Source organism: Streptomyces sp. NPDC031274, from assembly GCF_055570235.1.
Window position 1 is genome coordinate 535,413 of the sequence record NZ_JBVIHP010000003.1, and the last position, 19,112, is coordinate 554,524.

Annotated in this window: 21 protein-coding genes; 7 read left to right on the plus strand and 14 right to left on the minus strand. The window is 69.9% G+C overall.

Annotation, left to right across the window (positions count from 1 at the left end):
• Positions 1-1,419: 1,419 nt before the first annotated feature.
• On the minus strand, positions 1,420-1,926 hold the full coding sequence (locus tag ACZ5CR_RS07910; protein ID WP_468854661.1) for a response regulator: 507 nt from the start codon (positions 1,924-1,926) through the stop codon (positions 1,420-1,422).
• 341 nt (positions 1,927-2,267) lie between these two features.
• Between ACZ5CR_RS07910 and ACZ5CR_RS07915 the strand changes: the two genes are divergently transcribed.
• Together ACZ5CR_RS07915 and ACZ5CR_RS07920 are read left to right on the plus strand one after the other, a co-directional pair.
• Positions 2,268-3,500 carry a hypothetical protein gene (locus ACZ5CR_RS07915; protein WP_468854663.1) on the plus strand — a complete coding sequence of 411 codons (1,233 nt, stop codon included), beginning with the start codon at positions 2,268-2,270 and terminating at the stop codon, positions 3,498-3,500.
• Between the two features lie 267 nt (positions 3,501-3,767).
• On the plus strand, positions 3,768-4,073 hold the full coding sequence (locus ACZ5CR_RS07920) for a hypothetical protein (RefSeq protein ID WP_468854666.1): 306 nt from the start codon (positions 3,768-3,770) through the stop codon (positions 4,071-4,073).
• A 127-nt stretch (positions 4,074-4,200) separates the two neighbouring features.
• Here the strand turns inward: ACZ5CR_RS07920 and ACZ5CR_RS07925 are convergent, their stop codons facing one another.
• The 5 genes from ACZ5CR_RS07925 to ACZ5CR_RS07945 all read right to left on the minus strand — a co-directional run bounded on the left by ACZ5CR_RS07925 (position 4,201) and on the right by ACZ5CR_RS07945 (position 6,491).
• Entirely contained in the window at positions 4,201-4,584 is a 384-nt protein-coding gene (locus ACZ5CR_RS07925) for a peptidase inhibitor family I36 protein (RefSeq protein WP_468854668.1), read from the minus strand.
• A complete protein-coding gene (locus tag ACZ5CR_RS07930; RefSeq protein WP_468854671.1) occupies positions 4,581-5,183 on the minus strand; it encodes a hypothetical protein in 603 nt (200 codons plus the stop codon). Before ACZ5CR_RS07930 ends, ACZ5CR_RS07925 begins: the two co-directional genes overlap by 4 nt.
• A 9-nt stretch (positions 5,184-5,192) precedes the next feature.
• On the minus strand, positions 5,193-5,579 hold the full coding sequence (locus ACZ5CR_RS07935) for a hypothetical protein (RefSeq protein ID WP_389914275.1): 387 nt from the start codon (positions 5,577-5,579) through the stop codon (positions 5,193-5,195).
• 228 nt (positions 5,580-5,807) lie between these two features.
• Positions 5,808-6,104: a hypothetical protein gene (locus ACZ5CR_RS07940; protein WP_468854672.1), complete on the minus strand. Its 297-nt coding sequence runs from the start codon at positions 6,102-6,104 to the stop codon at positions 5,808-5,810.
• Positions 6,105-6,143: 39 nt separating this feature from the next.
• Complete coding sequence (locus ACZ5CR_RS07945; RefSeq protein WP_468854673.1) at positions 6,144-6,491, minus strand: hypothetical protein; 348 nt, start codon at positions 6,489-6,491, stop codon at positions 6,144-6,146.
• Positions 6,492-6,694: 203 nt separating this feature from the next.
• On the opposite strand from ACZ5CR_RS07945, the gene ACZ5CR_RS07950 reads away from it, so the two are divergent.
• The gene (locus ACZ5CR_RS07950) at positions 6,695-6,952 is read left to right on the plus strand and encodes a DUF2277 domain-containing protein (protein WP_468854675.1); all 258 of its coding nucleotides are present in this window, start codon (positions 6,695-6,697) and stop codon (positions 6,950-6,952) included.
• A 167-nt stretch (positions 6,953-7,119) separates the two neighbouring features.
• Here ACZ5CR_RS07950 and ACZ5CR_RS07955 read toward each other — a convergent pair whose 3' ends face one another.
• A complete protein-coding gene (locus ACZ5CR_RS07955; protein ID WP_468854677.1) occupies positions 7,120-7,749 on the minus strand; it encodes a DedA family protein in 630 nt (209 codons plus the stop codon).
• A gap of 236 nt (positions 7,750-7,985) precedes the next feature.
• Here ACZ5CR_RS07955 and ACZ5CR_RS07960 point away from each other — a divergent pair, with 236 nt between their 5' ends.
• Complete coding sequence (locus ACZ5CR_RS07960) at positions 7,986-8,543, plus strand: superoxide dismutase family protein (RefSeq protein ID WP_468854679.1); 558 nt, start codon at positions 7,986-7,988, stop codon at positions 8,541-8,543.
• A gap of 134 nt (positions 8,544-8,677) precedes the next feature.
• On the opposite strand, the gene ACZ5CR_RS07965 is transcribed toward ACZ5CR_RS07960, so the two are convergent.
• From ACZ5CR_RS07965 to ACZ5CR_RS07980, 4 genes are all read right to left on the minus strand, one after another.
• Complete coding sequence (locus tag ACZ5CR_RS07965) at positions 8,678-9,127, minus strand: DoxX family protein (protein ID WP_468854681.1); 450 nt, start codon at positions 9,125-9,127, stop codon at positions 8,678-8,680.
• A 60-nt stretch (positions 9,128-9,187) separates the two neighbouring features.
• Positions 9,188-11,155, minus strand: a complete 1,968-nt coding sequence (locus tag ACZ5CR_RS07970) for an FAD/NAD(P)-binding protein (protein ID WP_468854684.1) — start codon at positions 11,153-11,155, stop codon at positions 9,188-9,190.
• A gap of 350 nt (positions 11,156-11,505) precedes the next feature.
• Positions 11,506-13,194, minus strand: coding sequence for an alkaline phosphatase D family protein (locus ACZ5CR_RS07975; RefSeq protein ID WP_468854686.1), 1,689 nt, complete (start codon positions 13,192-13,194; stop codon positions 11,506-11,508).
• A 222-nt stretch (positions 13,195-13,416) separates the two neighbouring features.
• Positions 13,417-14,064 (minus strand): HNH endonuclease family protein, encoded by a 648-nt coding sequence (locus tag ACZ5CR_RS07980; RefSeq protein WP_468854689.1) that lies wholly within the window; start codon positions 14,062-14,064, stop codon positions 13,417-13,419.
• Positions 14,065-14,554: 490 nt separating this feature from the next.
• On the opposite strand from ACZ5CR_RS07980, the gene ACZ5CR_RS07985 reads away from it, so the two are divergent.
• A complete protein-coding gene (locus ACZ5CR_RS07985; protein ID WP_468854691.1) occupies positions 14,555-15,133 on the plus strand; it encodes a TMEM165/GDT1 family protein in 579 nt (192 codons plus the stop codon).
• Between the two features lie 305 nt (positions 15,134-15,438).
• The gene (locus tag ACZ5CR_RS07990; protein ID WP_468854693.1) at positions 15,439-16,104 is read left to right on the plus strand and encodes an HAD-IA family hydrolase; all 666 of its coding nucleotides are present in this window, start codon (positions 15,439-15,441) and stop codon (positions 16,102-16,104) included.
• A gap of 241 nt (positions 16,105-16,345) precedes the next feature.
• On the opposite strand, the gene ACZ5CR_RS07995 is transcribed toward ACZ5CR_RS07990, so the two are convergent.
• Both ACZ5CR_RS07995 and ACZ5CR_RS08000 read right to left on the minus strand, forming a co-directional pair.
• A complete protein-coding gene (locus ACZ5CR_RS07995; RefSeq protein WP_468854695.1) occupies positions 16,346-17,413 on the minus strand; it encodes a peptidoglycan-binding domain-containing protein in 1,068 nt (355 codons plus the stop codon).
• Positions 17,414-17,614: 201 nt separating this feature from the next.
• Entirely contained in the window at positions 17,615-18,148 is a 534-nt protein-coding gene (locus ACZ5CR_RS08000; protein ID WP_468854696.1) for a GNAT family N-acetyltransferase, read from the minus strand.
• Positions 18,149-18,368: 220 nt separating this feature from the next.
• On the opposite strand from ACZ5CR_RS08000, the gene ACZ5CR_RS08005 reads away from it, so the two are divergent.
• Positions 18,369-18,620, plus strand: coding sequence for a hypothetical protein (locus ACZ5CR_RS08005; RefSeq protein ID WP_468854698.1), 252 nt, complete (start codon positions 18,369-18,371; stop codon positions 18,618-18,620).
• 134 nt (positions 18,621-18,754) lie between these two features.
• Here the strand turns inward: ACZ5CR_RS08005 and ACZ5CR_RS08010 are convergent, their stop codons facing one another.
• Positions 18,755-19,084 (minus strand): antibiotic biosynthesis monooxygenase family protein, encoded by a 330-nt coding sequence (locus tag ACZ5CR_RS08010; RefSeq protein ID WP_468854700.1) that lies wholly within the window; start codon positions 19,082-19,084, stop codon positions 18,755-18,757.
• Positions 19,085-19,112: the final 28 nt, after the last annotated feature.

The following is a 19,112-nucleotide window of genomic DNA, read 5'->3' on the forward strand; positions in this document are numbered from 1 at the left end:
TGCAGTAGGTGCGCAGAAGCCCTGATGTTCTCGGCTTGAATCCAGCGCGGCGAAGGCGCTCGCCTGGTTCCCCGCAGTGGGCGCCTATGCGTGGGCGTTCAGAGATCAGAGTGGCGGCGGCGTAATTTCACCCAAAGAAGTAGCCGCAGCCTGCACACCTGAACAGCTATCACCGTAGCGGGTTCGGTCTCTACGGAAGGGCGCTCGACCTGGGGAAGGAGACGAGGAACCAGATCGCGAGAGGTATCAGTGCGAAGAGGACAAACGCGGCGAGAACTTTTGCCCATGTTGCTGACTTGCCGGGCTCCTGGGTTGGCATGGGTCCAGCCTGGCTTGGATCGGGCAGGTGGAAGGCCCGGTTGATGCGTCTGTGACAGCCGGTCACGCGGCGACGAGCCCGCCCTCCGTCCAGCCCCGTCCGCACCCTGTGCAGTACGAACTCGCAGTAGATCGAACCGACTTGGGTGGAGCCTGCTGGTGCGAGGAGCCGGTCGACCTGCCTCCTCGCGTACCGCTGCAGCGAAGGAGCGAGCAGGTGATCAAGCATGGGGCGTAGGGCAGCAGACAATCCAAGGCAGGTCCACAGCAAGATCTGCGGATGCGTGTTGTGCATCGAGGAGTACCCACCCGCGAAGTACGGCGAGCGCCGCAGCCGATGCGATTGCATCGGGTCGTGGCAGGGCCGCTACCGGGACCCCACCGGGAAGCAGAAGGCCAAGAACTACCCCATCGACAAAGGAGGTAAGAAGGCCGCTGAGGAGTTCCCCGACCGCACACGCACCGAGGTGCGAGCACGGACCTGCCAGGACCCCGCACGCAGGCCGGCGTCGCCAGGTAGTGATCCCCGAGACGAGGCGGCCGGAGTGGTAGCCGCGGCCGTACGAGTACCGCCATGGCGTCACCACGCGCCTGCATCACGCGGGGGTGGAGGAGGTCTACGCGCAGCGGTTCCTCGGGCAGAAGCGCTGGGGCAGGGGCACGTGGATCTACACGCACCAGAGTGAGGGTGCTCAGGAGGCTGTGCGTACGGCTCTGATGCGAGGGAAGTGGACTCCGCGCCGTTCAGTGATCCACTGCCGATGGAGTCCACGGAGAGTCCACAAAGCCCCCTCGATCACGTCAGGCGAGACTCGGCGAATCCAGATGCGGTCCATGATCCGGGGTCACCACGCCACCTGATCGGGTTCGGCGGGTCTCGGCGAAGCTGGATCTTGGGGCCTAAGCCCTTACAAGGCAGATGTCGGCGGTTCGAAACCGTCCGCGCCCACCGAGGACAAGTAGCAGGTGACTGCCTGCTTTTGACCCCCCAGCCGTGATCGGCTGGGGGGTTTCTTCGTGGTTGTGGTTGTGGTCGAAGGGTGAGGTGAGGCGTCGTGTGCCGAGTCTGAACAGGGATCGGCGGCACTCACGAAGGGGCGTTCACGTCTCTATCTGAGGGCCGGGAGCGCACTGTGACGCAGAGTGACTGTTGTCCGTTGTCCCGATGCTGCCGTCCTTCAGCTGGGCCCGGAGTTCATCGATCTCCAGCTGCATGGATTTCATCTGCTGGTGGGTGTCGAAGAGGTAGCGGACCTTGGTGCGCAGGGTCAGCGGATCGATGGGCTTGAGGGCGACGTCGGCCACGCCGAGCAGGAAGGCCGTCGACGCTATGTCGCGGCTGACGTCGAAGCCGGTCAGCAAGATGATGGGGATGGACCGCGTCTGGTCCAGTCGGCGTACATAGCGCACGACGTCGAGACCGCTCACGCCCGGCATGCGCACGTCGAGCAGGATGAGCCCGACGTTCCCGCGCAGGACCATCCTGAGGGCGTCGTCGCCGTTGGTCGCGCTCACCATCGGGTAGCCGAGAGGGGCCAACGCGCTCTCCAACGCGAACAGGGTGTCCTTGTGGTCGTCGACTACGAGGATCACGGAGTTGGTAGGCATGGACTCGAGCCCCCTCTGTCCGTAACCACGCTATGCCGATGCCGAGTTGCAGTATCCATTCGTCACCACACGGGCGGTACCTAAGTGCATGACGGCAGTATCAACGGCAACAGAGGAAGCGCCCATTCCAGCCGTGGGCGGAAGCGGCCGTCCACGGGCGGCGGCGGACCGCGGCAGGGCGTCGCGCAGGTCAGCTCGTGCTCTTCGGCTCGGCGGCGGGCTGTTCTCGCCGACCCGCCTCCGGGGGAGTTCCTCCAGTGGCGGGGCGGAGGAAGCGTGCATAGAACGGGAGACACGTACACCTGCGGGGTGAGGACGCCCCGCTGAAATGGAGAACGAAAATGGCCGCTGAGTCATTCTCTGCCGCGGGGGACATATCCGGAACCGACGAGCCGCTGGTCTCGACGTCGGTTCACTGGGGGACCGTGCAGCTCGGCGCCCCGCCCCTCGATCAGCCTGCTCTGCGGCCGCACGCGGAGGACCTCGCCCCCGACCAGGTCGGCCACGACACCGGCCAGGTGGCCCACGGCGCCGACCAGGTCGCCCACGGCACCGGCCGAGGCGCCGATGACGTGCCCCCGGAACAGGTCGCGCCCGGCGCCGACGACGACGCCGTGGAAGAGCTCATACGCGTCGCCGTGGTGTCCAGGCCCCTGGATGACGTCGTCGACCTCGTCACCCTCCTGGAGCAGTCACCTGACGGCATGCCGACCGCCGCCTCGGTGCTCCGCCTGGCCGCCGTCGCCCGCTCTGTCGACGACGTCACCCAGCTGGTGGAACTGCTCGGCCCGCCGCAACACCCCGCCGAGCACATGGATGAGGCCATTCGGCACGCCGCCGAAGAACGGCCTATTCCGGAGGTCAGCCGTCTCGTTCACCTGCTGTCCCGCCCCCCTCACGACCCGCACAGCGGCGCCGAGGCGGTACACGCCGCGGGTACGACCAGGTCTGTCGAGGATCTGATGCAGCTGATCGGCAGCCTGAGGGAGCAGAAGGAACACGAGCAGCACGAGCAGCACGAGGGACACGGGGAACACGAGGGGCGTAGGGGAGACGGCGGAGCCGTGGACGCCGACGGCGTCGGGGCCGGGACTCCGGCCGCGCCGATCGCTTCGCCCGCCGAGGCCGGCCACCCCTCATCCGTCCCGGCCGCCGCGGCCACGCACGCACAGGGCAAGACGGTCCTGGCGTGGCTGCGCCGCACGGCAGGCGTCCTTCTTCTGCTCTGCGCGGCGGCTCACTTCCCGCTGAACTGGTCGGACGCGTCCACCATCGGCGTATCCGCCGCGCTCGGCGTCGTCGCCGTCTGTGCCGTGACGGGCCTGGCACTGTGCCTGAGCGGATCGCCGATCGTCGCCGTGGCGAGCACCTTGGTGGCCGGTGCGCTGACCGTCAGCCACCTCGTGGGTGATCGGATCGACTCCACGACGCTCTCCTACGTGCTGCGGCCCGACGGGGTGACGGCACCGATTCCGGCCCTGTCGGCGGTGGCCGCCGCGCTGGCCTCACTGCTGGTCGTGGCGCTCACGGTGGCCGGTCTCAGGGCCGCGGCCAACCGGAGCGCCAAGCTGTAGGACAGGCCGCGGGACAAGCGCGGGACAAGCTGTGGGAAGAGACCGGGTGGCCCGGCAGGACACTGCTCCTGCCGGGCCACCCGGCTTCGGCGATGACCGCCGGAAGGAGCAGGGCCTCAGGACATCGATCGGGTGGTCGGCCAGAACCTTGGCGATCACGGGAGAGTTGGGGAATTCGGCAAGGGCTGTGTGAGTGTCCGACCTGTGGATGCTCCGGGCGTACGACCGTCGTGCTGCCGCCGGGCCCTGCCGGAAGGGATCCACCTCGTGAAGATCGCCAAGGCTGCCGCTGGTGTCGTCGGTGTCGGGCTCGCCCTGGGGGCCGTTTCTCCCGCGTTCGCCGCGCCGCAGCCGCCTGCCGACGGTGGGGCGCAGCTGCTCGACTCCGTCATGAGGACGACGGAGGAATCGACGCGAGACCCGCAGGGGACTCTCGGCGGGGCCGACGTCGACGAGAAGACCGGCGAGCTGACGGCGGACAACCCCGCGGCTGCCACGTCCGTGGTCGACGACGCGGCCCTGGGAGCGGTCTCGATGCTCGGGGGGCTTCCCGCGGGTGCGCCGACCAGCTGACCGAAGCTGACCCGTCGGGGGCGGTGTTCAGGCTGACCCGACGGGGGCGGTGTTCAGAGGGTGGTGCACCCCGTGGCCGTGGTGGCCGTGGTGGCCGTGGCAGGGGTGCACCGTGGTGGGGCGACAGCTAGCACTCCATCTTCCAGGTGTGGGAGTCGCCGCTGTCGTTGGCCCAGCCGCTGGGAGTGGCGATCTCCTGGCTGGGGCCCAGGCAGACCGTGCCGAAGCCGACAAGGCCCGGGTTCTCGTAGACCTGGACGTGGTCCTTGATGCCGGGGCCGGAGATGCCGTGGTTGGCCCAGGAGGAGTCCTGGTCCTGGATGGGGTCCTCCCAGTCGTGGTCGTCGCCCGACCAGTTCGTGCGCTGGCCGCCGAAGTTCGCGTCCGTCCAGGCGCAGAACTGGCCGCTCGGGCACGAGGCGGCCTGGGCCGTGGCCGACGAGGCCACGGCGGTGCCGAGTGTCAGGAGCGTGGCGGCGAGCAGGGCCATGGGCTTGTGACTACTGATCATGATGCGTGCTTCTCTCTCTGCTGCTGAGCGGTGAGTCGGGTCGTGGCCTGGTGCAGGGCGTGCGTGTGCAGGGTTCGCCAGTCGGCCAGTTCCTGCCGGTGCTCGGCGCGGACCGACGTGAGGGTGCGGTGGCGGTACGCCGCCTCCGGCCTGAGGTTGTTGGCGATCGTGGAGACCTCGAACCAGCGCCGTTGGTCGCCGTAGAGCGTGCGTTGTGCCGCGGCGAGGCAGCCGTCCGTGTGGGCGCGCACGGTGTAGCCGGTGGCGAGTTTGAGGGAGAGTTCCGTGCGGCCCGTGCCGAACAGGGCTGCTGCCGTGCGCTCCTGGGCACGGGCGTGGGCCTGGGCCTGGGCCTGGGCTGATTGTTCGCCTGGGTTGCGGGGGGCGCCGGCGCTGTCGTTGTCGTTGCCGTGGTGCGGGCGTGGTGGCGTGAGGCCCTGCCTCTTCAAGCAGTCGTCCGTCAGCTGTTGTTGGGCCGACCTGATGACGTCGTCGGGTGGGAGCGCGGGGGCTGTGGGCGACTGCGCGCACGCGCTCAGGAGGAGTAGGGAGGGTGAGAGGAACAGCGCGGCCAGGAGTGGCCATGGGCGGTGGGGCATCTACGTACGTCAGCCCTGCTCGCAGCCCATGGTTGTATCGCTCACGCCGTCCAGCTTGGTGGCCCACGCCGTCCAGTTCTCGTCGTAGTCGCCCGGGCGGATCTCGCGGTAGAGGCAGCCGGATCCAGGGCCGAAACTGATGGCGTAGACAGTGCCGTTGACCCGCGACTCGAAGGAGTAGGCGTGGCGCTGTGTGCCGTTCTCGGCCTCCGCGTAGCCGGGCGGGCCGTAGCACCAGGCCTGGCCCATCATGCCGGGCTCGGTCCAGAAGCAGACCTGCCCGGGGGGCGTCGCGACGCTCGGTCGGGTGGCGTGGGGTTCGGCGGTGGCCGAAGGGGCGACCGCGGTCAGAAGGGCCGCGAAGGCGGCGGTGACTACGGCGGTTCCGAAGCGCATACGAGTGAACTCCCGGGGCTGGTCGATGCGTTGTGCATGACCTCAATCCCCAGCGTTTGCGCAGGTAAGCGCGCTGTCACCCGGAATGATTACTAGTAGTACCGGCGGTGCGGCCGCCCGATGACGACCGCACCGCTCGACATTGGCTCAGCATTCGCTCAACGCCGGATCGGCGCCGGATCGGCACCCCGTCGGCATCCCGGCCAGCGCCCTGATCAGCGACTCGAATCAGCGACTCGAATCAGGATGCGTCCGGCGGTACCTGCGGTCCCAGCGCTCCAGGCGTTCCTTCCGGATGCGGTAGTCGCGGTAGGTCTTGGGGAGACCACCACCGCCACCACCGCCACCTCCGGCACCACCGCTTCCGCCCGCGCCGGGCCCGCTGCTGCTGCTCTTTCCCGAGCCCCCGCGGTCGTACTGCTGGATCATGAAGAAGATGAGCGCCGCGGCGGCCAGCCACAGAATTGGCTGGCTGAAGCCCAGGCCGATCAGCGTAAGAAGCAGGACCACCAGCAGAATATTCATGCCAGCACCTCCTCGGCCTAGCTGAGTCAACGCCCGCTGTCACTCGGTGTCAATGGCTTTCTCGTGGGCGTGTTTGAGTCGTGCGCGGGCCGCCACGGCATCCGGGCCCGTCACCTCGTCCCAGAAGCGGTGACAGGTGACGAACACCGCCAACTCCCGTTCCCGCGAGCGGAGTTTCTCTACTTCCGCTTGTTCGTCCGGGGTCCAGCCGGGGGAGGCCGGGCGCTCCACCTTGCGCCAGCCGTGGTCGTCGCTGAAGCCGTCGAGCGGCGTGACCGACCAGGGGAGCCGCTTCAGCAGGGCCAGGAGTTCGGCCCGGACCTGGTGCAGTTCCTCCTGACCCGCGAGGAGGTCGTCAGGGAAGTCGTATGCAGGGGTTGCAGGCACCCGGTAATGCTACTCCTGTTCGAATTTCGAGTGCGAGGGGTCTCGTGGAGTCTCGTGGGGTCTGGCGAGGTCTCGCGGGTTCTGGCGGCTTCTGGCGAGTTCTGGCGGGGTCCGACGGGGCCCGGCGGTGTCCGGCGCGGTCATGTGGATCTCGTGGGCGTCACGACTTCCCGCCCGCGCCGCACTCGCGGCAAGCTGTAGTCATGTGCCGAAGCATCAAGACGCTCCGTCCGCCCGCCATCCCCGAGGACGCCACCGAGGAGGAGATCCGGGCCGCCGCGCTCCAGTACGTGCGCAAGGTCTCGGGGTTCCGTGCCCCTGCGGCGCACAACCGCGAGGTCTTCGACCGCGCCGTGGACGCGGTCGCCGAAGCCACCGCCGAGCTGCTCGCCGGGATCGAGGTGCGAGGGGGCAAGCCACGGGCGGCCGAGCAGGCCGCCGAGGAGGCCCCGGCGGCTTAGCCTGACGTCACCGTGCGCGGATCCTGGTCCGCCGTCACGCCGCGCGCGTAGCGCAGTCCGCCGTCATACCGCGCGCGTAGCGCAGTCCGCCGTCACACCGTGCACGGAGTGCAGTCCGCCGTCACGCCGCGCGCGGAGCCCTAGCCCGCCGCCGCCGTGCGCGGAGCCTAGTTCGCCGCCACCGCGCGCGGCCGCCGCACCAGGAACGCCGCCCCCGCCCCCGCCGCGAACAGCGCGATCAGTGAGACGCCCGTGGCCAGCCACGTCGCGCCGAGCCACTGCCCGCCGAAGTAGCCGAGCGCGACGCTGTAGCCCGCCCAGGCCACGCCCGCGAGCGCCGACCAGGGCAGGAACTCACGCACCTTGCGGTGTGCCGCGCCCGCCGCGAGCGAGACGATCGAGCGGCCCGCCGGGGCGAAGCGCGCGACGACGACCAGGACGCCGCCGCCCCGGGCGAGCGCCGTGCCGAGTCGTTCCTGTGCGGTGGTGAGGCGGCGCGAACGGGCGATGGCGCGGTCCAGGCGCTTGTTGCCGCGCCAGGCCAGGCGGTAGACGGCCAGGTCGCCGAGTACCGAGGCGGTGGCCGCGCAGAGCAGGAGGAGCAGGATGTCGGGGACCTCGCGCGCGACGCTCCCCGCCCCCGTGCTCGCCGTGCCGGCCGCGGTCGCCGCGGTGGCCGCCGTGATGACGAGGACGCCGCTCGGCAGCACGGGCAGGACGATGTCGAAGAGCACAGAAAGTGCCACTACCGCGTAGATCCATGGGCTGCTGGTCAGTGAGCCCAGACTCTCAAGCACCGAAATTCCCCGTAACTCCCCGGTCGACGTCTTGGCTGCCGCGACGTCGCGGGGAGCGGCAGGGGCGGCTTGGTGACAGCTGTACAGCGTACGCCGCGCTCGCCGCAGGACATCCGCTGGGGGCTCATGTGTTCGCTACATCACGTTCACCCGGCTGCCGCTCTCGGCGCGGCGTACGGCGCCGAAGTCCCGTACCAACAGAGTGAGTCAACGGACGGTACGGAAGGAGCGGGACGATGGTGGCAGGAATGCTCGCCGGGGCTCTGGCGGCGGCGGTGTTCGCGGCGGGCGGCGGCGTGGTCGGCGGGGACGAGGCGCCTTGTTACCGGCAACGGGTCGGGGCGCGGTTCGCGCCGCCCACGGCCTTCATCCCCTCGTCGGCGATCACGTACGACCAGAAGCTCGTGCCCGCCGGATCCTCGATCGAGGTCGAGCAGCGCGGCGGTCCTGGCGACATGGCGGTCACGGTGCGCGTGAAGGGCCTGAAACCGGGTCACGCGTACGGCGCCCACGTGCACCAGAAGCCGTGCGGCGCCGACCCGGCCGCGGCCGGCGGGCACTACCAGCACCGCGAGGACCCGGTTCAGCCCTCGAAGGACCCGGCCTACGCCAACCCGGAGAACGAGGTCTGGCTGGACTTCACCGCGAACCCGGACGGCTCGGGCGGGGCGAGCGCCCGCCACGGCTGGGAGTTCCGTGCGGGCGGGGCCGGATCCGTCGTGCTGCACCGGGAGCAGGGCGGCGCGGGGGACCGGGTGGCGTGCTTCACGGTGCCGTTCGCTCCCGTGGCCTGAAGCTCCCGAACGTGATGGCGCCCCCTCCCGCACATACGTACGTACGTGTCGCACATTACGTACGTGTCGCACATTACGTATGTGGGAGGGGGCACCGTCACGTTCGAGCGCAAGCCGGAGCCTGGCGTCAGGCGTCAGGCGGCCACTGGCGTCCGCTCCGACGCCGTCTCGTCCTCGCGCTCGCCGCGTGAGGCGAAGAGGCGGTCGAGGCCGAGGGCGCCCGAGCCGGTGAAGACGAACAGGAGCATGGCCCAGCAGAAGATCGCGGAGGCCTCTCCGCCGTTCTGCAGCGGCCACAGGGCCTCCGGCTGGTGCACCTTGAAGTAGGCGTACGCCATCGAGCCCGACGAGATGAACGCCGCGGCGCGGGTGCCGAGGCCGAGGGCGACCAGGGCGCCGCCGACCAGCTGGATGACGGCCGCGTACCAGCCCGGCCAGGTGCCGGCGTCGATTGTGCCGCCGCCCATCGCGCCGCCGAGCACTCCGAAGAGCGACGCGGCGCCGTGGCAGGCGAAGAGCAGGCCTATGACGATGCGGAAAAGCCCGAGGGCGTAGGGCTGGGCGCTGTTGAGACGTCCAGTCATGGGGGGTCTCCTTCGGTTTTCGGGGACGGTAACCGAGCGGAGGCCCAAGGTTAGGGGTACCTAATCAATGCTTGCAAGTTCAACATCTGGCCATTCGGGGGATTCCGCTTCCCTCGCGGACGGGATCACTCCACCCGGGGAGGGGGTCTCCGCCGCTCCCGCCGCCGTCCGCAACGCGGCCCGCGCCACCGCGTCCGCGTCCGACAAGGTCACCGAGTCGACGCCGGGCCTGGCCCCCGCGGCTGTCACCCAGTGCACACCCTCCGTGGGCACTCCGAACGCGAACCTCCTTGCGTGGGAACGACCTTGACGGTCAATCAGGTGATAGGGGCGAGGTGTGACGTCGACGCCTCCGGTCTCGTAGCCGTCGACGACATGGGCGCGACACTGGCCGGTATCGAGGAGCCGCCCGAGCAGCTCGTCGGCGGTGCGCCGCACGTCCGGTTCGGGGAGCCGGGCCTCGATGACTGTGGTGACGGACACATTCGACCCCGGTACGTCGGGGGAGTGCGCGAGATACGCCCCGTCCACGGGCCGCACGTCGAGACGCGGGCCGAGCACCTCGACGACACCCGCCTCGATCAGCGCCGTCATCTCCTCGATGCGGCGCCGGGGTGGGCCGATCGAGAGGAAGGCGTTGAGGGGCGTGTACCAGCGGTCCAGGTGCTCGCGGCGTGACGCCCCGGCCAGGCCGCCGTGGTCGAGGATCAGGCGGAGTTCGTTGCGCAGATCGCGCAGCACGTCCAGGGCCGACTTCAGCGGACTCGCCACGTTTCCGAGGGCTGCCTGCGCGGTGTCCTCGCGCAGATAGGCGAGGAGCCAGGTGCGGAAGTCGTCCGGGGAGCGGAAAATATGGCCGAAGTAGGGCTGTGCAAGCCGGTCCCAGGACCACCGTGCCGCCTCGGGTATCCCGAACTCATCAAGAACCAGGTCCTCTTGAGGGCTGTGGTGCGGCGTCGCGAGGAAGGCGTCCCGCAAGTCCTTCGCCCGCTCGCCGGGTTGGGCGAGGGCGGTGTAGTAGACCGTCTCCACCTCCTTCGCGACGAGTGGCCATATCTCGTCCAGGAAGTCCGGGGCGTCCGAGCTGTCCGCGCGCTTGCGGAAGCGGGCTATGACGTCGGAGGTGAGGACGAGCGGCTGGTGCCGTCCGTACGCGCCCTTCGCGTTGTCGCCGCGCGCCTGGTAGGGGATGCCGCGCCGCGACCCCGCGTACAGCTTCGGCTCGCGCCCCGAGGGCTGATAGCGCAGGCCGCCCCCCGGCGCCGGGGTGAAGCGTCCGCCAAGGCCCTGCGTCAGGAGCGCCATGTGGTCGAAGAAGTTCAGACCGAGGCCGCGGAGGAGGACGCGCTCGCCGGGGGCGACGGCCGACAGGTCGACGTCGGCGGGATTGGCCGGAGGTATGTGGCGCAGGCCGTGCCGTGCGGCGTGCGCGGCGAGATGCTCCTGCCGCTCGTCGCCGACCGTGGGGAGGTGCCCCTGCGCGAGGACGACGGCGCCGAGCCCGGAGAGTTCGCGGCCGTCGTCGAGTACCAGGGTCTGGGCGCCGTCGCCCGAGCCGTCCGCGGAGTCGAGCCGCACGGCGCGTGCCGCGTGCACCTCGACCCGGACCGTTCCGGGGGCGCCGCGCAGTGTCTCGGCGAAGACCCACTCCAGGTAGCGGCCGTAACAGGCGCGCGTGGGGTAGTCGTCCGGGCCGAGCCGCGGCGCGTGCCCGGCGGCGGCCCACGCGTACAGGCTCGGGCCCGGGCGGATCGGTCCGGCGCAGTCGACGCTCTCGTCGGTGAAGAGGGTGACCTGGGAGGCGACCGTGTTCATGAGCAGCTCGGCCGGCTGGGCGGTCCGCCAGACGCGTCCCGGCCCCGGGGGCGAGGGGTCGATGACGTGGACCGTCAGCCGTGTCCCCGGTGGCAGGAGTTCGGCCGCCGAGGCGCAGAGGCGTTCCAGGACACTCGTGCCGCGGGGCCCCGCGCCGACGACGGCGACAGCGATGTCATGTGCCGGGGCGGCCGCTGCGGATGGTGCGGACAAAGGCGTGACTCCCGGGCGTACGAGGGGGTGGTGGGGAATGTGAGGGTGATGTGGGGCGTGGGGGTAAGGAGGGGAAACGGGGGTTGTGAGGAGTGCGGGGGTGCTGGGGGCGGAGTGAGGGAAGCGGACGGTCCGCCTCATCATGCCGCCGGAAGTCCCGAAGTCGAACCCCGAAGCGGAGGATCGTCAGACGGGTGTGGCCTGTGTCACGTGACTCCCGTGCGGCCCGGTCTCCTCTGTGGGGCTATACGAACTATCGGGGCTATGGGAGCTGGTGGGGCCCTGGGGACTAAATGGAGTACAGGCTCACGAAAGTCGGGATTCCTGTGTCGTCACGAGCCGGTGCAGGCTCACGAAAGTCGGGATTCCTGCGTCGTCACGAGCCGTACGCCGCCCGCGCCCTTCACCACCTGGGCCTGATCGAGCCGCACCTGGGCCGAACGGCCCCGCAGCGTCAGCGTCATGAGCTGGTTGCCGAACCAAGGCCCGCCCGTCTTGCGCCACTTGATGGCGGCCCGGGTTATTCGTCCGTGCCGGACGAAGCGGCGGCCCAGGGCGCGGCCCACCTTGCTCCAGCCGAAGTGGAAGCCCAGCTTTATCGACGCGGGAATGGAGTTGTGGATGGGGGAGCACGTCAGCTGCAGGACGCGGGCGTCGGGGCCGCCGCCGTCCGGCCAGGTCGGTTCCGCGATGTACGCGTGGTGGACGTCGCCGGAGAGCACGCACACCGTCGCCGGGGCGCCCGCCCCCGTGCCCGCCTCGGCGATCAGGTCCGTCAGCGCGTCGAAGGAGGAGGGGAACGCCGCCCAGTGCTCCAGGTCCGAACGCCTGCGCAGGTTCTCGCCGAAGCGGGCCCAGCGCGCGCCCCGCTCGCCACGGCAGAGCGCGGCGTTCCAGCCCTCGGCGTCATGGATGAGGTGGGGAAGGAGCCAGGGCAGGGACGTACCGATCAGGAGATGGTCGTAGCCACCGGTTCCACCGCCACCTGAGCTGCTGCTCGTGCCACCCGTGCCGTCGAGGGCCTGCTCGCGCAGCCAGCGTGCCTCGTCCGGGTCGATCATCGCGCGGTTCTGCTCGTCCAGGACGCGCGCCGCCCGTGTGTCGACCATGAGCAGGCGTACGCGGCCGAAGTCCCGGCGGTAGCTCCACCGGGTCGCCGCTGGGTCGGCGTCAGAGGCGGAGGCGAAGGCGCGCAGCGCGTCCGTGCCGTCCGGCGTCGCGCGCAACTCGGCGTACAACTCGTCCCGCTCAAGCTCGGCGGGCGGCAGATTGCCGAGGTGCTGATAGACCCAGTACGACATCAGTCCGCTCAGCACGCGCTCGCGCCACCAGGGCGTCGCGCGCATCTCCGCGAGCCAGGCCGCACTGGTGTTCCAATCATCGATGACGTCGTGGTCGTCGAAGATCATGCAGCTCGGCACGGTGGAGAGCAGCCACCGGACCTCGGGGTCGAGCCACGATTCGTAGTAGAGGTGGGTGTACTCCTCATAGTCCGCGACCTGGTCGCCCGGCGGGTCGTTCAGGTTCCGCCGTGCCGCGAGCCAGCGCCTCGTCGCCTCCGACGTGTTGTCCGCGTACACCTGGTCGCCCAGGAGAAGCAGGACGTCCGGCCGGTCGGCGTCCGTGCCGCCCGCGATGCGGGCGGCGAGGGTGTCCAGGGCGTCCGGCCCGACGGGGTCGTGCTCCCCGCTCGGCGGGGCGGCCCAGCGGCAGGAGCCGAAGGTGACACGCAGGGCTTCGTCGTGGACCTCGCCCGGCGTGCGGATGGTGCTCGGCGGAAAGGGCGAGTCCTGCAGCGGCCACACGGGGGCGTCGCTGTCGCCGAGCCGCACCTCGTACGCGGTCTCGGCGCCCGGACGCAGCCCCGTGACCGGGATGAGCGCGTAGTGGTGGCCCGCGATCTGGAACGTGTTCGCCGTGCCCTTGGCGCCGTCCTCGCACCGCACTTCGGCGGTGCAGGGACGGTCGGTCTCGACCCACACCGTCGCCGTCGAACCGTCGACATACCTCAGCAGCGGACCCAGGCGCAGCCGTGCCACGATGATCACTCTCCTCCGTCGCCCCGTACGGTACGGAACGACGGAGGCCAGTGGGGAGGTTCCGGGGATTCCCGCTGGTTACAGGCCTGTGACTCGGCGGCCGTCAGGATCGGGGACCTCGGTAGCCGTCGAGAGTCGGTGGCCTCAGTAGCCGTTGAGAGCCGGTGGCCTCGGCAGCCGTCGAGAGTCGGTGGCCTCAGTGGCCGTCGAGAGCCGGTGACCTCAGCAGCCGTTGAGGATCGAGGACAGCTTGCTCTTCTCCTCCGCGTTCACCGTGAGGCTGTAGTGGTGCTTCACGTCCACCCACATCCGCGCGTAGTAGCAGTGGTACGAGGTGGTGGGCGGCAGCCACTTCGCCGGGTCCTTGTCGCCCTTGGCCTGGTTGACGTTGTCGGTGACGGCGATCAGCTGCGGGCGGGTGAGGTCGTTGGCGAAACCTTCCCTCTGGGCGTTGGTCCAGCTGCTCGCGCCCGACTTCCAGGCCTCGGAGAGCGGGACGACGTGGTCGATGTCGACATCGCCCGACGCGGTCCAGGTGCCGCCGTCGTAGGGGGACTTCCAGGTGCCCGATGTGGCCGCGCAGCTGGCGTCCTGCTCGACGTTCGTGCCGTCGCGCTTGAGGACGACCTCGCGGGTGTTGCAGGCGCCGGACTGGGTGCTCCAGTGCGGGAACTTCTCCCGGCTGTAGCCGTCGGACGAGCCCTCGGCCTTCTCCGTGAGCTGGCCCAGGTAGGTGCGGGCGGTTGCGGCGGAGACCGGCGCCGGGGGAGCGGCCTGGGCGGGGGCGCCGGTGAGCAGGGCCGCGCCGGAGGCGAGCGCGGTCAGGGCGGTGAGAGTGGCGAGGCGTCGACGCGCGTAGACAGCGGACATACGAACTCCCTGGGTGTGGGGGGATGTTGGCCGTTTGGGTGGCCATGCTGACGCGGTGGGGTTTCCGGTGGATGTGCGTCAAGTGACAGGGTCGCGTCAATCGGGTGGTCAGTTCAAGAGTTCTGGCGCCGTGTCATGTTCATTCATCTGTACGGGAGTTGACGAACGAATGTCCGATAGCTCGGGAGGTGTGGCCCGGGTCACACCCTCGGGGGGTCGAAAGGCCCTGGTCCGGGGTGTGCGGACGTCCCGTACGATGGATGGCGCAGAAGGGGAGTAGCTCTTCGCCGGACCGTCGACATACTGCTCAGCTCGTCTGAGCCGGCGCCCGGAGGCAGACCTCGTCATCGACGTGGTCGGCCAGCGAGACCTTCGGCAAGTAGTACCCGACGTACATGACCGTGTGCGTCCGTGTGTGCTGCCGTGCCGAGGTGTCGTACGTGATGTACAGATTGCTCTCGGTGGGGCAGCCCCGACCGATTGAGGAACCTTGATCAGCATCAGCGTGATGGCGCTCGTCTTCGGCGTCGTCTTCCTTGCCGAACTCCCGGACAAGACAGCGCTGGCCGGGCTCGTCCTCGGGACGCGCTACCGCGCCTCGTACGTCTTCGTCGGGGTCGCGGCCGCCTTCGTCGTCCATGTCGTGCTCGCCGTGGCGGCGGGCAGTGTCCTTACGCTCCTGCCGCAGCAGCTGCTGCACGCGCTCACCGGCGTCCTCTTCCTCGGCGGCGCGGCGATGCTGCTCCTGAAGGGCGGCGACGAGGAGGAAGAGGTCCGCGAGCCCAAGGACCAGAGCTTCTGGAAGGTCTCCGGTGCGGGATTCATGCTGATCCTGGTCGCGGAGTTCGGTGACCTGACGCAGATCATGACCGCGAACCTGGCCGCCCGGTACGACGACCCGCTCTCCGTGGGCCTGGGTGCGGTGCTCGCGCTGTGGGCGGTCGCCGGGCTCGGGATCGTCGGCGGAAAGGCGCTGATGAAGCGCGTGCCGCTCTCGCTCATCACCAAGATCGCCGCGCTCCTGATGCTCGGGCTCGGGCTGTGGAGCCTGTATGAGGCGATTGCCTGAGGTCGCTGCGTGAGGCCGCTGCGTGAGGTGGCTGTCTGGCGCGACTGCCTGATGTGACTGCCTGAGGCGACTGGTTGTGGGGTCTTGGGGTGGGGTCTTGGGGTGGTTTTAGGGCGTCCGGTCGTGGGCTCTGTGGGGGGTGTGACCTGCGGTGCTGGCGTCCGGAGGCCCCTTTTTGTATCCTTGCGGAACAAAGTGGCTCCGCCCGTGTTCCCTGACCGGCGGGCGGGGCTGCCTTGATTTCTTCGCGATCCTTCCGCGACCCTTCCTCCGCGGAATCTCTCTCTGTGCTCTGGAGTGCGCCGATGACGGCCGAGACCGCCTCTGTTCTGACCACCCGGGCCCTCCTCCTGGACATGGACGGAACCCTCGTCAACTCCGACGCGGTGGTCGAGCGCTGCTGGCGGCGCTGGGCCGAGCGGTACGGGCTCGACTTCGACGAGGTCATCAAGGTCGTCCACGGGCGGCAGGGATACGCGTCGATGGCGGTGCTGCTGCCGGAGCGGCCCATGGAGGAGAACTACGCGGAGAACCGCGAGATGCTGGCCGCCGAGACCGCTGACATGGAGGGCGTCGTTCCCATACCGGGCGCCGCCGCCTTCCTGGCGTCCCTCGATGGGCTGCCGCACGCGCTCGTGACGTCCGCCGATGTGCCGCTGTCCACCGGGCGGATGGCCGCCGCCGGTCTCTCGCTTCCCGCCGTGCGCGTCACCGCTGAGAGCGTGGGGGCGAGCAAGCCCGACCCCGAGGGGTTCCTCAAGGGGGCCGCCGAGCTCGGGTTCGACCCTGCTGACTGCGTTGTCTTCGAAGACTCCGGGGCGGGGATCGCCGCCGGGCTCGCGGCGGGCATGCGGGTCGTGGGGATCGGCCCCAGGGCCGGGGAGTTCGGGCCCACCGTGCATGTCGCTGACTTGACGCAGGTCCGGGTCACCCCTGCTGAGGGCGGGGCGCTTCAGCTGACGTTCGGCTGAGGCTCGGATGAGGCTCGACTGACGTTTGGCTACTCGGCTGACGTCCGGCTGAGGCGCGGCTCGGGCTCGGCTCGGGCACGCTTGCTGTCCGGTTCCGGCTCCGGCTCAGGCTTCTTGACGCCCGGCACCATCTCGGTGCCGGGCGCCTTGCCGTCAGGGGCCCCGGCACCCGACGCCCGACGCCCGGCACCCGGCACCCGGCAGAGGAGGCGAGTCGTGATCGTGGTTCGTGATGGGGCGGCTACCGTGGCCGACGATGCTGCCGCGGTTCCGACGTCTCCGCCTCAAGTGCCGCCCGCGTCTCCTCCCCGTAGACCCCCTTCGCGTCCTTCTGTGTTCCCCGGGCGGCCTGGAAGCGGGCCACGGCGTCCGTGACCGGGGCGTCGTAGGTGCCGTCGGTCTCGCCCATGTACAGGTACAGCTGTTGCAGGCGCTGCTGCAGCTCCTCGACCTCCGGGCCCCTGTCGCCCTGCTTCAGGACTGTGTCGGCCGACGGTGTGTCCGACTCCGCCGAATCCGTTGCCCGCGCCGTCGAGCGGCTCGGCGGCCGGGTGGGCCTCGCCTCGTCCGATGCCGTGCGTGACGGGGACTTGGACGGGCTCGCCTCGGGTGACGTGGGCGGGGCCGTGGGCGAGGACGCAGGCGCGGAGGGCGGCGGGGGAACCGTCGTCGGCGTCGACTCCTTGGCGGCTGAACCGGACGGAGCGTTCACCACCCGTGTCGGCACGTCCGGCAGCGCTCGGTCGTCCCGCTGCGGCTTGTCGGGCGGGAGCAGCACCGCCGCGAGCACGGCGACGGTCACCACGGCCACCGCGCCCGCGCCCGCGTACAGGCCGATACGAATGCGCCGCGGCTCCGGTTCTTCGTCGTACGGCAGAGGGGGCGCGGGCGGGGAGAGGTGCAGGGAGAGGCGCGGGTCACCCTCCGACGCACCGCCCTCCGACGCGCCGCCCGTCGACGCACCGTCCTCCGACGCACCGCCCGCCGCGAACATCCCCACGTCCGCCGACCGAGGTAGAGCCACCGTCTCCGGCGGGAGGGGGAGCGAGGGGGCCGGTTCGGGTTCAGGCACGGCCTCGTCCGCCGACCCGGGCTCCGGCAGCGTCACATAAGGACGTATCCGCAGCGGATCGAAGTCCTCCGCCGCGGCGGCGTCCGCGGACCTCGCCTCTCGCGCCGCGTCGACGGCCCGCTCCGTACAGCCGCAGGTAGGCGCGCTGCCCGGCTCCCGCGACGTACCGCATTCGGGACACAGTCGACCGTCTCGTTCGCCATCGGCGCCGTTCGGACGTCTTTCCGCGCTGCTCACCTTTCGCACCCCACCCCTAGAGAACTCCAGCGATTATGCAGATCCCGGCCTCAACAGGCCATAAGGGGTCCAACGGACGAGGGCGGAGCGGGAGAAGGAAGGCTCCCGCGGACAGGCGGGAGCTCTCGCGGACACGCAGGAGCTCTCAGGACACGCAGTCCTCGGGTGTGTGTCCATCCCGGCTTCAGCCAGCCGCCGCTCTCAACCGGCCTTCGGGGCCAGCTTCTTGGCGTACCAGCACTCGGCGTACGCCCTTTCGGTAAGCGGTTCGCTCTCCTCGTAACCGTGCCGAGCGTAGAGCGCCCTGGCCTCGACCAGATCGAGGCGCGTGTCGAGGACGATCCGCTCCGCACCGAGCGCGCGGGCCGCGTCCTCGGCGGCGGCGAGGAGGAGCGGGGCGCCGCCCATGCCGCGTTTGTCCTCGCGGACGAAGACGCGCTTGAGTTCGGCGGTACTGACACCCTTCATGTCGCCCATGAGCCGCACTCCGGCGGTCCCCGCGGGCTCGCCCCCGTGACGGGCGACAAGGAGTACGCCGGTGGGCGGGCGGAGGTCGTCGCCCTTCTCCGCGGCGACCTCGCGCTCCAGCTCTTCGGGTGCGGTCCTTCGCTTCTCGTGGAGGAGGTAGTACCGGTCGCTGACTTCCGTGTAGTACGAGCGCCAGAGCGCCGCGGCGACAGGGGAGTCGACGGCTTCGGGGGCGACGGTCCAGGAGGTATCGGTATGGCTGCTCATGGGGGCCATTCTCGGGAGGCGACTGCCCTGCCCCGCAAACGAATTACGGCGCCCTGCCCGCCGCTCAGTCCGTGCGCCCCGTCACGGCGACGCTCACGCCGAGCCCGATCATGGTGAGCCCGGCGCCCCACTCCCCTCCGAGGCCCAGCTCATCTGTGGGCTCTGCCGACTGTCTACGCTTGTCGCTCTCGGCTGTTGCTCTCGGCCTGGGGGCGGGTGCGTGATCGTTGTTCCGATCGTCGTCATCGCGCTGTTCTTCGTGTGGACGCTGTTGCCGATCACTCTGCCCAGGAGTCGGCTCGGAACCGGGCTCACAGCTGCGCACCTGGGTCTCTCGCTGACCGCCATTCTGATGGTGTGGATCGCCGATCCGTCCTCGGTTCCTGGAGCCCTGTTCCTTGTGGGTCTCGGCGGGTTGTTCGCCGCGCTGCGTCTGCTGCTCCAGCGGGCGTTCGCAGACAGCTCGCGATAGCCCCGCACCCGCGAGCGGTCGAAGGTGTTCTCCCGCGCCGCCACAAACAACGGTGTCGCAACGTGACCGGCCACGTTCGTGGCGGCGCGCACGGTCCGGCGGCATCGCCTGGCGATGAGCTACCGCTGAGAGAGCTATTCGCTCTTGGGCGCGGCCTGCTGCACGACCTCGAAGGACCACACCGCGGAACTGGTCGACGCGGGCTTGGGCCGCTCCCCGCCGCCCGCGCCGCCGCCCTGGTGCGCCGACTTCATGGGGCCTTCCATCCACGCCTTGAAGGACTCCTCGTCGCGCCACCGCGTGTAGACCAGGTAGTCGTCGGTGCCCTCGATGGGGCGCAGCAGCTCGAACCACTCGAATCCGTCGGAGTTCTCCACGGCGCTGGCGCGGGACGCGAAGCGCTTCTCCAGGATCTCCCGCTGCTCGGCGGGTACGGCCAGGACGTTGATCTTTACGATGCTCATGCGCCCATCCTCGCGCATGGCCCCGACG